Raw genomic sequence first — 15,863 nt, forward strand, 5'->3', positions numbered from 1 at the left:
GTACGCCCGCGGCTCTGGCCCAACTGGGAGAGGCGCCTGGCTTAGGACCAGGAGGTTCAGGGTTCGAATCCCTGGGGCCGCACGAAGACGTACCGACACCGAGATCGCCGACCTGCTGACCGCCGGTCGGGCACACTGGAGGGGAGGAGGAACCATGAGCGGTGTGATCGTCCTGAACGCCTCGTACGAAGAGCTGCATGTCGTGTCGATCCCGCACGCCATCCGGATGCTCGTCCGGGAGGTCGCCGTCGTCGAGGAAGCACACGACGGCGCCAGCATCGGCCCGTTCCCCCTCCCCCGCGTGCTCCGGCTCGTCCGGTACGTCGTGATGAAGTGGCGGTACGCCGGTGGCCGGCTGCAGTACACGCGGGCCGGCGTACTCAAGCGTGACAAGTACACCTGTGCGTACTGCGGCAAGCTCGGCGCCACCACCATGGACCACGTGGTTCCACGGTCAAGAGGTGGCCGCGGTGAGTGGCTGAACGCCGTCGCCGCGCACGCGACGTGTAACGAGAAGAAGGGCTCGCGCACCCCGGAAGAGGCTGGCATGCCGCTGTTGTGGCAGCCGTGGATCCCTTCCCGTGCCGAGTTAGCGCTCTGACCCCGGCCCACCAGGCGTCGCGGCGGAGCGCGATGCCAGGTGGGCGACGGTGACCCACCCTCGGTTCTGACCCGAGGTCCCGCAGGTTCGAGCCCTGCCCTGGCAGCTGTACGCCGTCGCGGTGACGGCCTGGCCGAACAGGCCGGGTTTCTGCCTACCGGCAACGTCCGAAAACGGTTTGTGCCTCAAGGACGCGTCAGGGTTCATCAACCTGCTCTGCTGCCCGAAGACGCCACTTGCGGGCTGACACACTGGAGATGCTTCGGCCAAGCAACCGCGCAGCCTCGGACTGACCGTGCGCCAAGACAATCAAATCGTCAGCCACCGTCCATGGCTTGCGGACGACTTGGTATCGACCAACCTTCTCTGCTGAGGGCTGCCACAAGGCCACCCTTCTGGCAGCTTCCTTCTTCCGCTCGAGACCAAGTACGTCAGCCGAATACCAAGCCCAGCCGGCCAGGCACGCCGCTGCGAGGTTCAGCACAAGGATGTTGTAGACGCCATCACGCCTGTTGGGACGCGCGGTTCGGACTACCCCACACACATCACGAACGATGTCGCAGAAGAAGCCGGCAATGGCTGGGCTTGCGGTCACCATGCTGACGAACGGCTCCCCCTTCCGGGTGAATCCGACTGAGCCGTCTCCGTCCAGCAATCCTCGCAGGTAGTCAGGAGCCGCGAGCGGGCCAACTGGGGGAGCAATGAGTTCAGCCTTCCTACCGATCGGAATACCGACGGCAGCCGCAGACCGACGAGTCGCTTGGTCGTAAAAGCGCAGTACTGCCGTCTCGTACTTGTCCGCAAAGTTCGTCGTTCGCGTGCGGTAGCCGATGGACGAGTAGCACGGCAAGAGCGACGAAATCCGCGCGAGGATGTCCTCATCCCGAAGGGCAAGTTCGAGCGAAACGCGCCCCTTGCCATCGAGGCTTCCCGAGTGCGTGCCGTCCGTTTGGAGCAGCCCAATCGTATAGGCGACATCCGGGCGCTCCAGATCATCGAACACGAGAGTAGTCAACCACTCCGGTAGAGGTACGCCGCCCGGGCGGAGCACGGAGACCTCGGCTGATTCCGGGGTCGATGGGCACGGATTCGTGCGTCATCCGCGGTCTCGGGTCGGAGCGCTCCTTCTACTCGGCCTCGCACGGCGCGGGCCGGCGGATGAGCCGCAACGAGGCCAAGCGCCGCTTCACCGTCGCCGATCTGGTGTCGCAGACCGAAGGTGTCGAATCCCGCAAGGACGCCGGGGTGATCGACGAGATCCCCGCCGCCTACAAGGACATCGACTCGGTCATCGCCGCCCAGTCCGACCTGGTCGAGGTAGTAGCCCACCTCAAGCAGGTCATCTGCGTAAAGGGCTGAGCGCGGCTGGGTGCGCCCGCCCGCCGCGCGCCCTCTTCCTTTGCACTAAGCGTACAAGCGCGAGGGGAGTCGGCGCGCAAGTTATCCACAGCCGCCCGCCGTCGTCAGGGGAGACGGCGGGCGGCAATTGGTGAGGTCCGCCTGTTGGGAGGGGCAGCGGTTTGCTAAACCGTTGGTCGGTTGTCGTGCCGGCTCGCGAGTTCGAATCTCGCTCTCACCGCTGGGTGGCTGGGGAGGACCAGCCACCCTGCCAGGCCCCGTTGGTCTAGTGGTCAGGACGCCTGGTTCTCATCCAGGAGATCACCGGTTCGAATCCGGTACGGGGTACGCGTCAACATGCAGGAGCGCCGCCGTGGGAGAGGCGGGGCGGGCTGTAAACCCGTTGCTTTCGGGCTCAGCAGGTTCGAATCCTGCCTTCTGCACGCAGCAACCGATAGGACAAGAGAGGAGGACCGGCCGTGGCCGACCTCAGGAACAGGAAGCGGGTGCCAGGTGGCAGGACCGGTGCTCCGGTCCAGCAAGGGCACTCGATGCGGCGTGTGCTGCTCGCGTGCGGGCACACACAGCGCGACCGGATCGCGCACCGTGGGGATCACGTGTGGTGCGAGGCCGAATGCTCCGACTGGATCCGCGTGGTCTCGGTGCAGGAGTAGCGAACACAAGAACAGGTAGTGTCCGGCGGCAACCTGGGCGTCTGAGCGTGAAGCGCTGAGCGCGTACGGCGTCTCACCGATGCACTACCTGTTCTTCGGTACCCCCTGGTGACGGAATCTCGCCGGGCCCTCCGAAGGCTCGGTTCCTGGTTCGACTCCGGGCAGGGGGACTACGCGATCGTCGGGTCGTAGTGGGCGGTGAGGTGTACTTCGGTTTCGGCTCGGGTGGCGAGGATGCGGAGGCGTACGTCGGCCGCGGACACCGGCTCGTCGAGCGGCAGGAGCCGGCGGTGGCCGATGGTGGTACCGACTGCGATCTCCTGCCACGAGCCGTCCACGAATGCGTCTACCGCGAACGACTCGACCTGTTGCCCGTGCTCGATGTTCTCCCGGAGGTCGAGGACGTTCAGGCGCCCGGGAAGCGTGACCGGGGTGTCGTAGTACTCGCGGACCGCGGCACCGAAGCCGGTCAGCGCCTCGACGTCCGGGTCTGCGAAGAGGCCGCGGCGGTCGGGTGGGATGTTGAGGAGGAGTACGGCGTTCCGCCCGACCGACTTGCGATAGATGTCCAGGAGTTCGGGGACCGGCTTCACCGCCGGGTCCTCGCTCGCGTGGTAGAACCAGCCGGGCCGGATCGACACGTCGACCTCCGCCGGGTACCACCGCAGTTCGTCGGCGCGAGCGATCAGCTCCGGACCGGCCACGTCGCGAGCTGTCTGCTCCGCAACCATGGCGCCGTCAGCGAACGGTACGACGCTCCATTCGGTCTCCCGCGCGAACCCGTCCTCGTTGCCGACCCACCGCACATCCGGCCCGCCGACGGCGATCGTCGCGTCCGGCGCCAGCCGCCGGATCAGGTCGAACCAAGCGTCGAACGCATAGGTCTGCGCGCTGTGCGTCGGATTCGCCCCGTCCAGCCACACCTCGGAGATCGGCCCGTACGACGTCAGCAACTCGTGTAGCTGGTTGAGGTAGAAGCGGTTGTAGTCGTCGACGACGTACTCGAACTCACCGATCCGCGACGGGACCGCCGGGCTGCCGTTCCCGTAGTACCCACCGGGTGCCTTCTCCTGGTAGAGGTCAGCCGGCGACAGATACACGCCGAACCCAAGACCCGAAGCGGCACAGGCTGACGCCAACTCCCCCACGACGTCCCCGCGATAGGGAGACGCAGCAACGGTATGCGCGAGGAACTTGCTCGGCCACAGACAGAACCCGTCGTGATGCTTGGCCGTCAGGATCACGCTCTTGAACCCTGCGCCGGCCAACGTCCGCGTCCACTGCGAGCAGTCCAACTCGGAGGGATCGAAGAGCGCCGGATCGTCCAGCCCGGTCCCCCACTCCAGATCGGAGAACGTATTCGGCCCGAAGTGCACGAATGCCGTGAGCTCCTGCCGCTGCCAGGCGAGCTGCCGCGCCGACGGACGTACGGCCGAAGCATCCATCACAACAGCACCTTCCCGGGGTTCAAGAGGTTCAACGGATCGAACGCGGCCTTGATCCGGCGGTGCAGCTCCAGCCCGACCGGCCCGAGTTCGGTCTCCAGCCACTGCGCCTTCAACGTGCCGATTCCGTGTTCGCCGGTGATCGTCCCACCGAGCCGCAGCCCCAACTCCATCACCGCCCCGAACGCCTCCAGCGCCCGTGCTTCGGCCGCCGCGTCGTTCCGGTCGAACACCACGGTCGGATGCATGTTCCCGTCGCCTACATGCCCAGGGCAGAAGATCAGTACGTCGTACCGCGTGCCGATGTCGGCGATACCGCGCAGCAACGTGACCAGCTTCGAACGCGGTACCGACACATCGTCGATGAGCGTGATCCCGAGCCGTTCCAGGGCCGGGTTGACCAGCCGCCGCGCCTCCAGCAGCATGGCCGATTCCTCGGCGTCCGAGGCCTCCGCTACCTCCACAGCGCCATGGGAAGAACAGATTGCGGCGATCTGCGCGACATCCTGAGCCGCCCGCGCTCCCCGGTCGGACTGGGCCAGCAACATCGAGCCGACATCGCTCGGAAGTCCCATGTCGCGATAGTCCTGGATCGCTCGCAGCGTGGGTTGATCGAGGAACTCCAACAGGGACGGACGGAGACCCGACGCCATCACGGCGGCGGCGGCCGCGATGCCGTCCTCGATGGTGCGGAAGGTCGCGGCGGCGGTGAGGGCAGCCTCGGGGGCCGGCCGGAGCGCCAGTGTGGCCTCGGTGACGATCCCCAGGGTGCCTTCGGAGCCGACGATCAGGCGGGTCAGGTCGTAGCCGGCGACACCCTTCGCGGGTCGCCGGCCGGTGCGTACCACCTCACCGGAAGCGAGGACGACCTCCAGGCCGCGGACGAAGTCCGACGTCACCCCGTACTTCACGCAACACAGCCCGCCCGCGTTCGTCGCGATGTTCCCGCCGATCGTTGACATCTCCCACGACGACGGATCCGGCGGATAGAACAGCCCCTGCTCCAGGACGGCCCGCGACAACGAAGCGTTCACCACACCGGGTTGTACGACGGCGACCTGGTCCTCGACCGAGACCTCCAGGATCCGGTTCAGCCGGGCTGTCGACAACAGGAGACAGCCATCGACCGCGTTCGCCGCGCCGGACAGCCCGGTCCGGGCGCCTTGCGTGACCACCGGTACGCGGAACTCCGACGCGAGCCGCATGACCTCCTGCACTTCGGCCGTACTCGTTGGCCGTACCAACGCCCGCGGCACACCCGCCGTACAGAACGTCGCGTGGTCGTTGCGATGACTGTCCAGGATGTCCGGATCGTCGACGACCTCACCGAGGACCGATCGCAGCCGGTCGCCGAACTCAGCCCTCATCTTGCTCCGCAAGCAGCCGCAGGATCAGCTCCGCGCGGCGGACCCGCTCCCGCCCGAGCGCCTCTGCCGTACCGGAAAGATGTGCGCCGACCGGGTAGATGTTCGGGGCGTTCCGCAGACCCATCTTCAGGTACACCGGCGCCGCGACCCGGACGATCTCCGGTACGTCGTAGAAGCGCACGTGGCCGCCCTGGTCGTCGGGGACCTCGATGTACATGTCGATCGGTACCGTCGTCACCGAACGGATCTCCGCCAGTACCGGCACCGGGAGGTCGGTCGACACGTTCAGGCTGGTCGCGCCGAGCCGTTCGTACAGCCGCGCGGTCGGTGCGTTGGGCAACGGCATCAGCACCGAGGTCTTCAGTACCAGATCCGCGGGCAACTCACCCTCGATCTTCAACTGACCCAGGATTTCCAGTACGCCGATATCCCCGACCAGCAGGCTCCGTACACCGAGCTCGACCGCGCGGAACGCGTCACACAACGACGCCGCCACCTGGTCGTTGCCGCGGGCAACACCGCCGACCGCGGCCGAGACCTTGGCCTGGCCACCGATGTCCCAGGCACCGCGCGGCCCGAGGAACAGGCAGACCTCGACGCCTGCGGATGCACCCAGCGACAGCATCTCCTCGATCTCGCCGTCGGTCAGCATCATCACGCCGCTGCCCTGCGACACCCGGTCGATCGTGACGCCGCGCTCCTTGGCCTCCTCCAGGACCGCCGTCATCACCCGCGGGCCTTCGCAGGACGGGATCTCGACCTTGTACGGCGAGCCGTCGGAGAACGTCTTCGCCGACGTCTCGCCGGGCCGGAAACCGCGGTCGGCGAGCAGCGCACGGGCTTCGCGGAGGTTCATCTGTCGCTCCAAGGTCCGAGTCGTCCGGCCGGCGCCAGGTCGCGCGCCGTACCGGTGATCTCCAGGTCGAATCGCTCGGCCGCCTCGGTGACCAGGGCCGGTGTCACCATCAACTCGTTCGGCGATAAGGTGTCCTTGATCCGGGCCAGCCGGAGCTCGGACCAGTGCCGCCGTCCGCACATCGTCACGGCAGCGAGTACGGCGGCCTCGTCGTCCTCCATCACCATCGGCAGCCGCGACCGTCGGGCGCCGCCCGCGCCGGAGGTCAGCGCGTTCACATAGGTCGCGTTGAGGTCGATCTGCTCGAGTAGACGCGCGGGGATGACGTCGGCGAGACCGAGGCCGGACGCGTTGCCGTGCGAGGCCGGCGACAGCGAGTGCACGCTGATCGCGGCGATGTCCGGTGACTCGAACTCCGGGATGCCGTGCACCCAGCAGCGGCCGATCACGTTCGTGTCCATACCGGCGCCGGACTTGTCCTTGCCCAGTTCGTCGATGACCAGGACGTCCAGCTGGTCGAACGGGAGACGTCCGAGCAGGCTGGAAGCCCGTTGCAGTAAAGCGATTTCCGGCGCTTCCGCGATGCCGGTTGCTTCGAGTAGCTCGACCGAGGCGGTCCGGTCGTCCGCGTTCTCCAGAATCGCGAGGCCACCGAGGATCTTGCCCTGCGCAACAATCATCCGGGCGGCTGCCTCGATGTTGCCGCCGAGCGACGGGATGCCACCGGCGTGCAGGGAGGCTGCGCCACGGTGGTTGCCCAGGCCGATCGCGAGGATCTTCGCGATCCCACTCTCGATCGGGCCGCGGAAGTCGGTGTGCGGTTTGACCCGGTTGACCAGGAGTACTCCGTCGGCTTTCGCGGCGATCGCGTCGTGGTGGACCTCGGTGCCGTCGGCGAGGGTGCCGACGACAATGGTTTCCATCGTTGCTTCGATGGGACAGCCAACGGTTTCCGGGGTGATGCCGAGCCCTGCGAGCATCTCCCGTTGTCCGTCGGTTGTCGCACCGCCGTGCGATCCCATGGCGGGGGTCACGAACGGCTCGGCGCCTGCCTGTCGCAACCAGTCCACTGCTGCCTTCACCACTGGCACCAGGTCCCGGATCCCCCGGCTGCCCGCGGTCACGGCGATCCGTGCACCAGGACGGATCCGTTCCCGAAGCGGAGCAAGCGCCGCCTGTGCGTCGGCGTACGGGTCGGCCGAAACCGGCAGCTCGGTGAGGATCCGCCGGATCGGTGTCACCTGCGGAAGCGATCCGGTGGGCCGTAGCCCACGGATCGCTTCGAACGGGCCCCAGTCCATCAGTGGCTCTGGCGGGCTACGGCTGAGCCGGTGCGGCCTACTAGGAAGTCGAGGTCGCAGCCCTGGTTCGCCTGGGTTACGTGGTCTACGTAGAGGCGGGCCCAGCCTCGGTCGGTGGGTGGTGTGGGTGGCTGCCAGTCGGCTCGGCGCTTCTCGAGTTCTTCGTCGGAGACGTCCAGGTGCAGGCGCCGGGCCGGTACGTCGAGTTCGATCCAGTCGCCGGTACGGACCAGGGCGAGCGGGCCGCCGACGGCCGCTTCCGGCGTGATGTGCAGCACGACGGTGCCGTACGCCGTACCACTCATCCGGGCGTCCGAGATCCGTACCATGTCGTCCACGCCGATCTCCGCGAGCTTCCGCGGGATCGTCATATTGCCGACCTCCGGCATCCCCGGGTACCCGCGCGGCCCGGCGTTCTGCAGGACCAGCACGGTGTCCTCGTCGACGTCGAGGTCAGGATCCTCGACCGCCTGGTCGTACTCCTCGATGCTGCTGAACACCAGCGCCTTCCCGCGGTGCCGCGACAGCCGCTCGGACGCGGCCGACTGCTTGATGACGGCACCGTCCGGCGCGAGATTTCCCTTCAGTACGGCGGTTCCCGCGCCACTGCCCAGCGGATCGCCGACCGGACGGATCACGGCGTACGTCTCGCCGTCGTGGGCGGCGCCCGGGTACGTCGCCTCGATCCGCTCCGCGTTCGCGATGTTCTCGCCGATCGTCCTGCCGGTGACCGTGATCGCGTCGGTCTTCAGCAGCGGCTGGATCTCCTTCATCACCGCGGGCAGGCCGCCGGCGTAGTAGAAGTCCTCCATCAGGTACTTCCCGGAGGGCTGCAGGTCGACCAGCCACGGGACGCCGCGCGCCCACTCGTCGATGTCGTCGAGCGTCACGTCGACGCCGACCCGGCCCGCGATCGCCAGCAGGTGGATGACGAAGTTGGTCGAACCACCGATCGCGGCGTTCGCGCGGACCGCGTTCGCGAACGCGTCCCGGGTCAGGATGTCGCTGATCTTCAAGTCGTCGCGCACCATCTCGACGATCCGCTGCCCCGACTTCTGCGCGATCACGTACCGGCGCGAGTCGACCGCGGGAATCGCGGCGCCGCCGGTCAGCTGGAGGCCGAGCGACTCGGCCATGCAGGCCATCGTGGACGCCGTGCCCATCGTCATGCAATGGCCATTGCTGCGGGACTGCCCGGCCTCGGCCGCGGCGAAGTCCTCGGCCGACATCCGCCCGGCGTTCAGGTCCTGCGTGAACCGCCAGACCGCCGTACCGGAACCGATGTCGCAGCCGCGGAACTTGCCGTTCAACATGGGGCCGCCGGTGACGACCACCGTCGGCAGGTCGACGCTCGCCGCGCCCATGATCGAGCCTGGCGTGGTCTTGTCGCAGCCGGTCAGCAGGACGACGCCGTCGAGCGGGTTGCCGCGCAGCGACTCCTCGACGTCCATGCTGAGCAGGTTCCGGAACAGCATCGCGGTCGGCCGCAGCAGCGTCTCGCCGAGCGACATCACCGGGAACTCCAGCGGAAACCCGCCGGCCTGCCAGACGCCGCGCTTGACCGACTCGGCCAGCCGGCGCAGGTGCGCGTTGCACGGCGTCAGCTCGGACCAGGTGTTGCAGATCCCGATCACCGGGCGACCGTCGAACACCTCCTCGGTGAAGCCTTGCGCCTTCATCCAGGACCGGTGGATGAACCCGTTCCGGCCGTGTTCGCCGAACCAGTGGTCGAAACTCCGCCGCCCGCTCGTCGACGGCGCGGATTCACCGGCCAGGACCTCGCCCTCGGCCGGGTCGTTGGTCGGAGGCACATCAGTCATCGCGACACCTCACCTGTGGTCACGGTTCCGTTCACCCGGCGGGTGATCCCGGCCGGGTTGGAGTCCTTGAGTACGTCGGGGAGCACCGCGTCGGGCGCGTCCTGGTACGTGACCGGGCGCTGGAACCGGCGGGCCGCGGTGACGCCGACGCTGGTGTGGATCGACCCGACCGTGGCCGGGAACGGGCCGCCGTGGTGCTGGGCCCAGGACACGGCTACGCCGGTGGGCCAGCCGTTCCACAGCACACGGCCCGCCCGTGCCGTCAGCTTCGGCAGGAGTTCACGGGCCAGTTCGGCATCCGATTCCTCGGCGTGGAGGGTTGCGGTCAGGTTGCCTTCGAACGCATCGACTGCCTTGACCAGCTCGTCGTGACCGTTGTATTCGACAACGATCGAGAGCGGGCCGAAGCACTCTTCGAGGATCTCGTCGCGGCGGGCGAGCAGCTCGGGCACGGTGGTCTGCAGCAGGGTGGGCGCGGCGGCGCCAGTCGCGGCATCACCGCCCGCCGACCAGACGCGCAGACCGTCCACCTTCTGCAGCCGGTCCAGGCCTGACGTGAAGCCCTGCTCGATCCGCTCGTTCAGCATCTTCGCCCCGGCGACGGCGCCGACCGCGGTGGTCAGTTCGTCCTGCAGACCGTGGCCGGCCGGGAGGAAGAGCAGGCCGGGCTTGGTGCAGAACTGGCCGACGCCGAGCGTGAACGAGCCGACGTACCCGGTCGCGATGTCCTTGCCGCGGGCATCGACCGCGGCCTGGGTGACGAACACCGGGTTGAGGCTGCCGAGCTCGCCGTAGAACGGGATCGGCTCCGGGCGGGTGACCGCGATCTCGTGCAGCGCCTTGCCGGCCGGTACGGACCCGGTGAAGCCGGCCGCGGTGATCCGCGGGTCCTTGAGCGCGGTGACACCGACGTCGAAGCCGGCGATCAGTCCGAACGTACCGTCCGGCGCACCGGCCTTCTCGAGGGCTTCGATCATCACCGCGGCGGTTCGCGCGGAAAGCTCCGGGTGACCGGGGTGCGCCTTGACGATCACCGGACAGCCCGCCGCGAGTGCGGACGCAGTGTCGCCGCCGCAGACGCTGAACGCGAACGGGAAGTTGCTGGCAGCAAACACCAGTACAGGCCCGAGCGGTACCAGTACGCGGCGCAGGTCGGGCCGCGGAACAGGCTTGGCCTGCGGGTCCTTCGTGTCGATGGTGACTTCGAGCAGCGAGCCTTCTTCGAGCGCGTCCGCGAACATCCGCAGCTGCCCGGTACTCCGAGCCACCTCGCCGGTCAGCCGTGCCTCGGGGAGCGAGCTCTCCCGGATGGCGATCGGCACCAGCTCCCCGGAGGCGGCGTCGAGCGCGTCGGCCACCGCGCGGATCCAGCCGGCCCGCACGGCAGGCTCCGAGGAGCCGAAGGCGGGTGCGGCAGCCGCGGCCGCGGCCAGCACCTGCTCGAGCTCGGCGGGGGTGGTGTCCTGCGTCATCGGAGTCCTTCCAGGTTGTCTGTTGCCAGGAATGCGAACGGTTCGCGACCGGTGGCCACCGGGTTGGTGAGGGTGCCGAGTTCGTCGATGGTGATCGTGATGACGTCGCCCTCGGCCAGCGCGAAGTCGAGTTCCGGGACGATTCCGGTGCCGGTGGCAAGGATCACGCCGTCGGGGAAGTCGTTCGGCAAGAACAGTACGTCGATCAGGTCCTGCAGGTCGCGGACGAGCTTGTCGGTGGACGTCGTACCGCTGAACACCTCGTCGTCACCTCGCCGGATCGACAGGTTGATGCCGAGCGCCTTCGGGTCGGCGACCTCCCAGACCGGGCGGATCCCGGACGCGAGCGCGCAGCCACCGGCGAACAGCTTCGCCTGTGGGACGTACAGCGGGTTCACGCCCTCGATCGAGCGCGAGCTCATGTCGTTGCAGATGGTGAAGCCAACGATCTCACCGTGGCTGTTGGCAACGACCGCGAGCTCCGGCTCGGGTACGTCGTGACCTGAGTCGGTGCGGATCCCGACCGGCTCGCCGTCGACGACGACCCGCCAGGCCGGCGCCTTCTGGAACAACTCGGGGCGGTCGGCGGTGTACACCTTGTCGTACACCGACTGCTCGCTGCTCTCCTCCATCCGCGCGCCGCGAGACCGCTCGTACGTCACGCCGGCGCACCACACCTCACCGCGACCGTCGAGCGGCGGCAGGAACTTCAGCCCCTCGGCCGGAAGCTCCGCGCCGACCTTGCCGACCGCGGCCTGGAGCTCGTCGAGCCGCAGCCGTAGCAGTTCGGCGACGCTGTTGACGCCCTCCAGCGGAGCGACCGAGTCACCGGTGCGCACACCAGGGACGGGCCGACCGTCGATCGGGGAGAGATATCGGACCAGGTGCATTGACAGGCCTTTCACATCGACGTACCGAGCAAACCGCGGGTGATCTGGAAACCTATGTTGCCGGAGGCAACCGCCTTCGGGACGAGCCGCCGGCTCGCGACCGCGGCGATCGTGTCGAGTCCGATCCGCGCCCGCTCGGCCGCGTCACCGGTGGCCACCGCGTCGAGGTCGTCGCCGTACGTCGCGACCGTCTCCGGATCGTTGCTGAACTCGACGACTGGTACGAAGCGCTGCGCCGACAAGGTGCCACCGGCAACATGCGCCAGGATCTGCTGGACACCGGTCGCCCCGAACCCGGTGGCCGTCTCCATCCAGTCCGTCCCCGGCATCCGCATGATGTGCCACCCCGGAGCCGCGAGCCGTTGCCCGTGCGCGACGGTCGGCCCGACCTCCGCCGCCGATCCGAACGCCGCCGTACGAAAGCCTTCATGCGCGAGCAGAGCACCACGCGACGACAGTACGACCGAACCGCCGGAGCCGACGATCTCCCGGCCGATCAGCGCCAACGCCTCGGCGGTCCGGTCCGAGAACGGGCCGCGCGCCTCCAGGCCGATCGTCAGCGCGCCGAGATCGCCCGTCTGCTCGACCGGGGCCGGGAGGTCGAAGCCGGTGAACCAGTCCTTGACCTTGCTGCCGACCGCGTCGAGACCGCCGTCGGCCTGGATGCTCGCCCAGCCGAACCGGGACGGGTCCGCGCCCGCCTCGACGAGCCGCGAGCGGAAGTAGTCGTTGTGCGTCTTCTCGCAACCGTGCTCGAGGAGCAGCGCCATCCGGGTGTTCGGGTGCAGGAGGTAGCCGAGCATGATCCGCGCGAACGTCTCCTCCGACGCACCACCACTGCTGCCGCAGCCCTCGGTGTGCGGGAGCGCGACCATCCGGGTGACCGCGTTGGCGGCCCATTTCTCCAGCTCCGCCTGGGCCGCGAGGCGCAGCGCGATCTGGCCGGAGCACAGGCTGGTCGGCAGGATCAGGCCGACCGCCTCCGGGACCAATCCGTCGTCGACCTTCAGGAGATTGGCGAAGGTGCGGCCGTCCGACGTCAGGCCGGGATGTGGCTGGCCGTCGAGCGGAGCGTCGCGGTCCTCGGCCGGAAGGTCGGTGAGCTTGCGGGCCATCCGGCCGTCGGTGGTGATCGAGATCCCGTCACGCGGACCGGTCTGCTTCCAGTTCCGCCAGATCGACACCTGGCTGTGCCCGGCGCGTTCGCCCGCGGTCTGCTCGCCGGACGCGACCCTGACGACGAGGTCGAACGTCTCCGCGGTCAGGTCCGCCATCGACGTACCGGTCAGGTACCGGCCGGCGTCGACGTCCATCTCGGCGTGCAACCGTTCGTACCGCGCGCTGGTCGTGACGAACTTGAGCGTCGGGACGAACGGGAAGTTGGTGATCGAGCCGTTGCCGGTGGTGAAGAAGATCAGGTTGCAGCCGCTGCCGATCTGGCCGGCCACCGACTCGAGGTCGTTGCCGGGACTGTCCATGAAGATGTACCCGTCGCCGGGCAGCGGTTCGCCGTAGTCGATCACGTGGTCCAGCCGGACCTCGCGCGGCAGTTTCCGCGCCGCCCCTATCGACTTCAGCACGATGTTGTACAGGCCGCGGTACACGTTTCCGCCGGACGGGTTGCCCTCGGCGGTGTGCCCGTGCCAGCCGACCCGTTCCTTGAACGACCTGATGGTGGCCAGAAAACGTTTCGCGGTGGCGAGATCGCGGACGTTGTTCAGCACGTACGGCTCGGCGCCGATCAGCTCGTCGGTCTCCGCGAGGACCGCCGTACCGCCGTGCCGGATGATTTCCGCGCTGACCTGACCGGCCAGCGGGTTCGCGGAAATTCCGGAAAACGCATCACTTCCACCGCACTGGAGGGCGATCTTGAGGTCGGCCAGCGGGACCTCGACGCGCGGCTGGGCGTCCACGATCGGGAGCCACGGCTCGATCAGCGCGCCCGCTGCGGTCAGGTCGTGCTCGAAGCCCGCGCTCCGGGTGAAGTACGCGTGCGGCACCTCGATCGACGGGTAGTTGTGCTCGGCAAGGAAGTTCTTGATCGCCGCGCCGGACACGACGTCGCCCTCGGTGTCGACGATCAGTACGGCGCCGACGTTCGGGTTCAGCGTGAAGCCGCCGAGCGTGGCGAGCAGGAAGTGCAGGTTGTTCGGTACGTCGTCCTCGCCGCCCTCGGTGTGTGCGACCGGTACGACACCGTCGCCCGCGGCCGCGTGGGAGAACCGGCGCGCGAGCTCGGTGACGAATCCGCTGCTGCGCGAACTCGTCGCCAGCAGTACGACGTGGTTCCGGGTACCGGCCGGGCCTTGTGCGCGCGGGTAGCCGAGGAACGTACCGGGCTGCTCGACGCTCGTCACCTGGGCGCCGAAGTTCAGCGCGGACTCGTCGAGCTCGTACGGGTCGAGCGGCTCGTTGGTCGCGGACGGCTCCGTCGGAAGTCCTTCCACACCGCGCGCGGCGACTGCCGCGAGGCTGGTCGGCGTACAGACGTAGTCGCCGGGGACGAGGTCGCGGGACGCGCGGGCGAAGGCGGTGTTCCAGGACGTCAGCGCTCCGCCGGTCGCGACCGGAGCGACCACGAAGCGGTGCCCTTCGAGAACGGTGTGCGGCAGCGTGACCGTCGTACCGTCGAGCTCGACCTCGGTCCCGGCCGCCAGCCGCTGCGAGGCGATCGCGACGTTGTCACCGGGCTCGGGCAGCACGCCGACCTGTTCGAACCTCACCATCGTTCGCGACTCCCCATAGCTAGCTCCGGCCGAAATCGTGCATGATGCATGATTACCAGTGTTACCCTGCCGAACCCGACCGGTGGGGTCAAGACCGCGACCAGATCCCGGAGATCAGATGAGCGAGTCAGTGGCGCCGGTGGACCGGCGGCTGCTCCGGCGGCAGATGCTCGCCGACGACGTGTACGAGGCGATCAAGACGATGCTGATGGACCACGTCATCCGGCCCGGCGCGCGGATCTCGATCGACGGGCTGGCCCGCGAGTTCCAGGTGTCGTCGACGCCGGTCCGCGAGGCGCTGGCGCGGCTGGAGTCGGAGGGGCTCGCGGTGAAGGAGCCGCTGAAGGGCTATCGCGCGACGCCGCTGCTGTCGCTCGAGGAGTTCGACGACCTGTACCGGTTCCGGCTGCTGCTGGAGCCGTGGGCGGCCCGCCGCGCCGCCGAACTGATCTCTCCCGAGGGTGTCGCGCGGTTGAAGGCCGAGCTGGCGACGGCCGTCGAGCCGACATCGAGCGACTACGCCGGCTACAAGTCGCTGACCGTCCACGACAACCGGTTCCACTCGCTGATCGCGTCTTTGTCCGGGAGCGACCAGGTCCGGCTGGCGTTCGAACGTACCCACTGCCACCTGCACATCTTCCGCCTCCACTACGACCGCGACATCGGCCCCGAGGTCCTCACCGAACACCGCACACTCGTCGAAGCCATCAGCTCCGGCAACCCAACAGCAGCCGAAGCCGCAATGACCCAACACATCGAAAACTCCATGACCCTCCGCCTCCGCCGCATCTACGAATGACCCGGCGCTTCTTCCCACTGTCGATCCCGCCCGAGCTGACGGCGTACATCCTCGACTTCCACTGGGACCTCAACCGCCTGCACGCTCTGGATCTGCCCATCACGCACCTGGCCGTCGCGGACCTCGCCCACCACCTCGACCTGCCGTTCTGGACGTACGACGGTCGCCCGTTCCAGGTCACCCCTCGCCAGGTCGCGGCAGATCCCGTCGCCTATCACGAGCAGTACGCCCGCACCCGGTCCGCCGATCTCCGCCACCCACTGGACGCAGTACACCGCCCCGACAACCGCATCACCATCCTCGACGGCATCCACCGCCTCCTCCGCGCCGAACTAGAACACCAGCCAGCAGTCGCCGTCCGCATCCTCCCGTGGACCGCCTTGGACAAGATCGCCGTACCCGGCTGACCCAACCTCGCAGAACCCACCCGCGAGCGTCCGCCCGCCGGCCGACTCCCCGGCAAATTCCCGGCCACCGCGCGACCACCCACGTGCCTGTCGGGGCCTTGGGGAGGATCTTCTTCCCGATCCGGGACAAAATCCTCCCCACCTCCGCATTTCCCGCGCGAAGGCCG

General features: G+C 68.2%; 13 protein-coding genes and 5 tRNA genes. 9 read left to right on the forward strand and 9 right to left on the reverse strand.

What is annotated here, in order from left to right; genetic code table 11:
* Positions 1-8: 8 nt before the first annotated feature.
* From ACZ5BU_RS07800 to ACZ5BU_RS07810, 3 genes are all read left to right on the forward strand, one after another.
* Positions 9-82: transfer RNA gene (locus ACZ5BU_RS07800), tRNA-Leu, on the forward strand.
* A gap of 72 nt (positions 83-154) precedes the next feature.
* On the forward strand, positions 155-601 hold the full coding sequence (locus tag ACZ5BU_RS07805; RefSeq protein ID WP_465696450.1) for an HNH endonuclease: 447 nt from the start codon (positions 155-157) through the stop codon (positions 599-601).
* A 33-nt stretch (positions 602-634) separates the two neighbouring features.
* A tRNA-Gln gene (locus tag ACZ5BU_RS07810) sits at positions 635-707 on the forward strand.
* Positions 708-797: 90 nt separating this feature from the next.
* Here the strand turns inward: ACZ5BU_RS07810 and ACZ5BU_RS07815 are convergent.
* Positions 798-1,604 (reverse strand): hypothetical protein, encoded by an 807-nt coding sequence (locus tag ACZ5BU_RS07815; RefSeq protein WP_465696451.1) that lies wholly within the window; start codon positions 1,602-1,604, stop codon positions 798-800.
* Positions 1,605-1,678: 74 nt separating this feature from the next.
* Here ACZ5BU_RS07815 and ACZ5BU_RS07820 point away from each other — a divergent pair, with 74 nt between their 5' ends.
* The 4 genes from ACZ5BU_RS07820 to ACZ5BU_RS07835 all read left to right on the forward strand — a co-directional run bounded on the left by ACZ5BU_RS07820 (position 1,679) and on the right by ACZ5BU_RS07835 (position 2,382).
* Positions 1,679-1,960 (forward strand): RtcB family protein, encoded by a 282-nt coding sequence (locus ACZ5BU_RS07820; RefSeq protein WP_465696452.1) that lies wholly within the window; start codon positions 1,679-1,681, stop codon positions 1,958-1,960.
* Positions 1,961-2,089: 129 nt separating this feature from the next.
* A tRNA-Ser gene (locus ACZ5BU_RS07825) sits at positions 2,090-2,180 on the forward strand.
* A 34-nt stretch (positions 2,181-2,214) separates the two neighbouring features.
* Positions 2,215-2,287: transfer RNA gene (locus ACZ5BU_RS07830), tRNA-Glu, on the forward strand.
* A gap of 11 nt (positions 2,288-2,298) precedes the next feature.
* Positions 2,299-2,382: transfer RNA gene (locus ACZ5BU_RS07835), tRNA-Tyr, on the forward strand.
* A 401-nt stretch (positions 2,383-2,783) separates the two neighbouring features.
* Here the strand turns inward: ACZ5BU_RS07835 and ACZ5BU_RS07840 are convergent.
* The 8 genes from ACZ5BU_RS07840 to ACZ5BU_RS07875 form a co-directional block, all read right to left on the reverse strand.
* A complete protein-coding gene (locus ACZ5BU_RS07840) occupies positions 2,784-4,058 on the reverse strand; it encodes an alpha-L-fucosidase (protein WP_465696727.1) in 1,275 nt (424 codons plus the stop codon).
* Positions 4,058-5,425, reverse strand: coding sequence for an FAD-binding oxidoreductase (locus ACZ5BU_RS07845; protein WP_465696454.1), 1,368 nt, complete (start codon positions 5,423-5,425; stop codon positions 4,058-4,060). Before ACZ5BU_RS07845 ends, ACZ5BU_RS07840 begins: the two co-directional genes overlap by 1 nt.
* Positions 5,415-6,281, reverse strand: a complete 867-nt coding sequence (locus ACZ5BU_RS07850; protein ID WP_465696456.1) for a U32 family peptidase — start codon at positions 6,279-6,281, stop codon at positions 5,415-5,417. The genes ACZ5BU_RS07845 and ACZ5BU_RS07850 overlap by 11 nt, the downstream gene beginning before the upstream one ends.
* Positions 6,278-7,522 carry a nickel pincer cofactor-dependent isomerase, group 22 gene (locus tag ACZ5BU_RS07855; protein WP_465696458.1) on the reverse strand — a complete coding sequence of 415 codons (1,245 nt, stop codon included), beginning with the start codon at positions 7,520-7,522 and terminating at the stop codon, positions 6,278-6,280. The genes ACZ5BU_RS07850 and ACZ5BU_RS07855 overlap by 4 nt, the downstream gene beginning before the upstream one ends.
* A gap of 59 nt (positions 7,523-7,581) precedes the next feature.
* Positions 7,582-9,402: an IlvD/Edd family dehydratase gene (locus ACZ5BU_RS07860; protein ID WP_465696460.1), complete on the reverse strand. Its 1,821-nt coding sequence runs from the start codon at positions 9,400-9,402 to the stop codon at positions 7,582-7,584.
* Positions 9,399-10,874 carry an aldehyde dehydrogenase (NADP(+)) gene (locus ACZ5BU_RS07865; RefSeq protein WP_465696461.1) on the reverse strand — a complete coding sequence of 492 codons (1,476 nt, stop codon included), beginning with the start codon at positions 10,872-10,874 and terminating at the stop codon, positions 9,399-9,401. Before ACZ5BU_RS07865 ends, ACZ5BU_RS07860 begins: the two co-directional genes overlap by 4 nt.
* Entirely contained in the window at positions 10,871-11,713 is an 843-nt protein-coding gene (locus tag ACZ5BU_RS07870; protein ID WP_465696463.1) for a fumarylacetoacetate hydrolase family protein, read from the reverse strand. Before ACZ5BU_RS07870 ends, ACZ5BU_RS07865 begins: the two co-directional genes overlap by 4 nt.
* A gap of 62 nt (positions 11,714-11,775) precedes the next feature.
* Positions 11,776-14,490: a UxaA family hydrolase gene (locus ACZ5BU_RS07875; protein ID WP_465696465.1), complete on the reverse strand. Its 2,715-nt coding sequence runs from the start codon at positions 14,488-14,490 to the stop codon at positions 11,776-11,778.
* 118 nt (positions 14,491-14,608) lie between these two features.
* On the opposite strand from ACZ5BU_RS07875, the gene ACZ5BU_RS07880 reads away from it, so the two are divergent.
* Together ACZ5BU_RS07880 and ACZ5BU_RS07885 are read left to right on the forward strand one after the other, a co-directional pair.
* Positions 14,609-15,289, forward strand: coding sequence for a GntR family transcriptional regulator (locus ACZ5BU_RS07880; protein WP_465696467.1), 681 nt, complete (start codon positions 14,609-14,611; stop codon positions 15,287-15,289).
* Complete coding sequence (locus ACZ5BU_RS07885; RefSeq protein ID WP_465696468.1) at positions 15,286-15,696, forward strand: hypothetical protein; 411 nt, start codon at positions 15,286-15,288, stop codon at positions 15,694-15,696. Before ACZ5BU_RS07880 ends, ACZ5BU_RS07885 begins: the two co-directional genes overlap by 4 nt.
* Positions 15,697-15,863: the final 167 nt, after the last annotated feature.

It is taken from the genome of Kribbella sp. NPDC031520, from assembly GCF_055580825.1.

Coding starts and splice junctions, on each gene's coding strand:
- ACZ5BU_RS07845 (WP_465696454.1), bottom strand. CDS start 5,425: ATGAGGGCTGAGTTCGGCGACCGGCTGCGATCGGTCCTCGGTGAGGTC.
- ACZ5BU_RS07805 (WP_465696450.1), top strand. CDS start 155: ATGAGCGGTGTGATCGTCCTGAACGCCTCGTACGAAGAGCTGCATGTC.
- ACZ5BU_RS07880 (WP_465696467.1), top strand. CDS start 14,609: ATGAGCGAGTCAGTGGCGCCGGTGGACCGGCGGCTGCTCCGGCGGCAG.
- ACZ5BU_RS07865 (WP_465696461.1), bottom strand. CDS start 10,874: ATGACGCAGGACACCACCCCCGCCGAGCTCGAGCAGGTGCTGGCCGCG.
- ACZ5BU_RS07840 (WP_465696727.1), bottom strand. CDS start 4,058: ATGGATGCTTCGGCCGTACGTCCGTCGGCGCGGCAGCTCGCCTGGCAG.
- ACZ5BU_RS07850 (WP_465696456.1), bottom strand. CDS start 6,281: ATGAACCTCCGCGAAGCCCGTGCGCTGCTCGCCGACCGCGGTTTCCGG.
- ACZ5BU_RS07875 (WP_465696465.1), bottom strand. CDS start 14,490: ATGGTGAGGTTCGAACAGGTCGGCGTGCTGCCCGAGCCCGGTGACAAC.
- ACZ5BU_RS07820 (WP_465696452.1), top strand. CDS start 1,679: ATGGGCACGGATTCGTGCGTCATCCGCGGTCTCGGGTCGGAGCGCTCC.
- ACZ5BU_RS07860 (WP_465696460.1), bottom strand. CDS start 9,402: ATGACTGATGTGCCTCCGACCAACGACCCGGCCGAGGGCGAGGTCCTG.
- ACZ5BU_RS07885 (WP_465696468.1), top strand. CDS start 15,286: ATGACCCGGCGCTTCTTCCCACTGTCGATCCCGCCCGAGCTGACGGCG.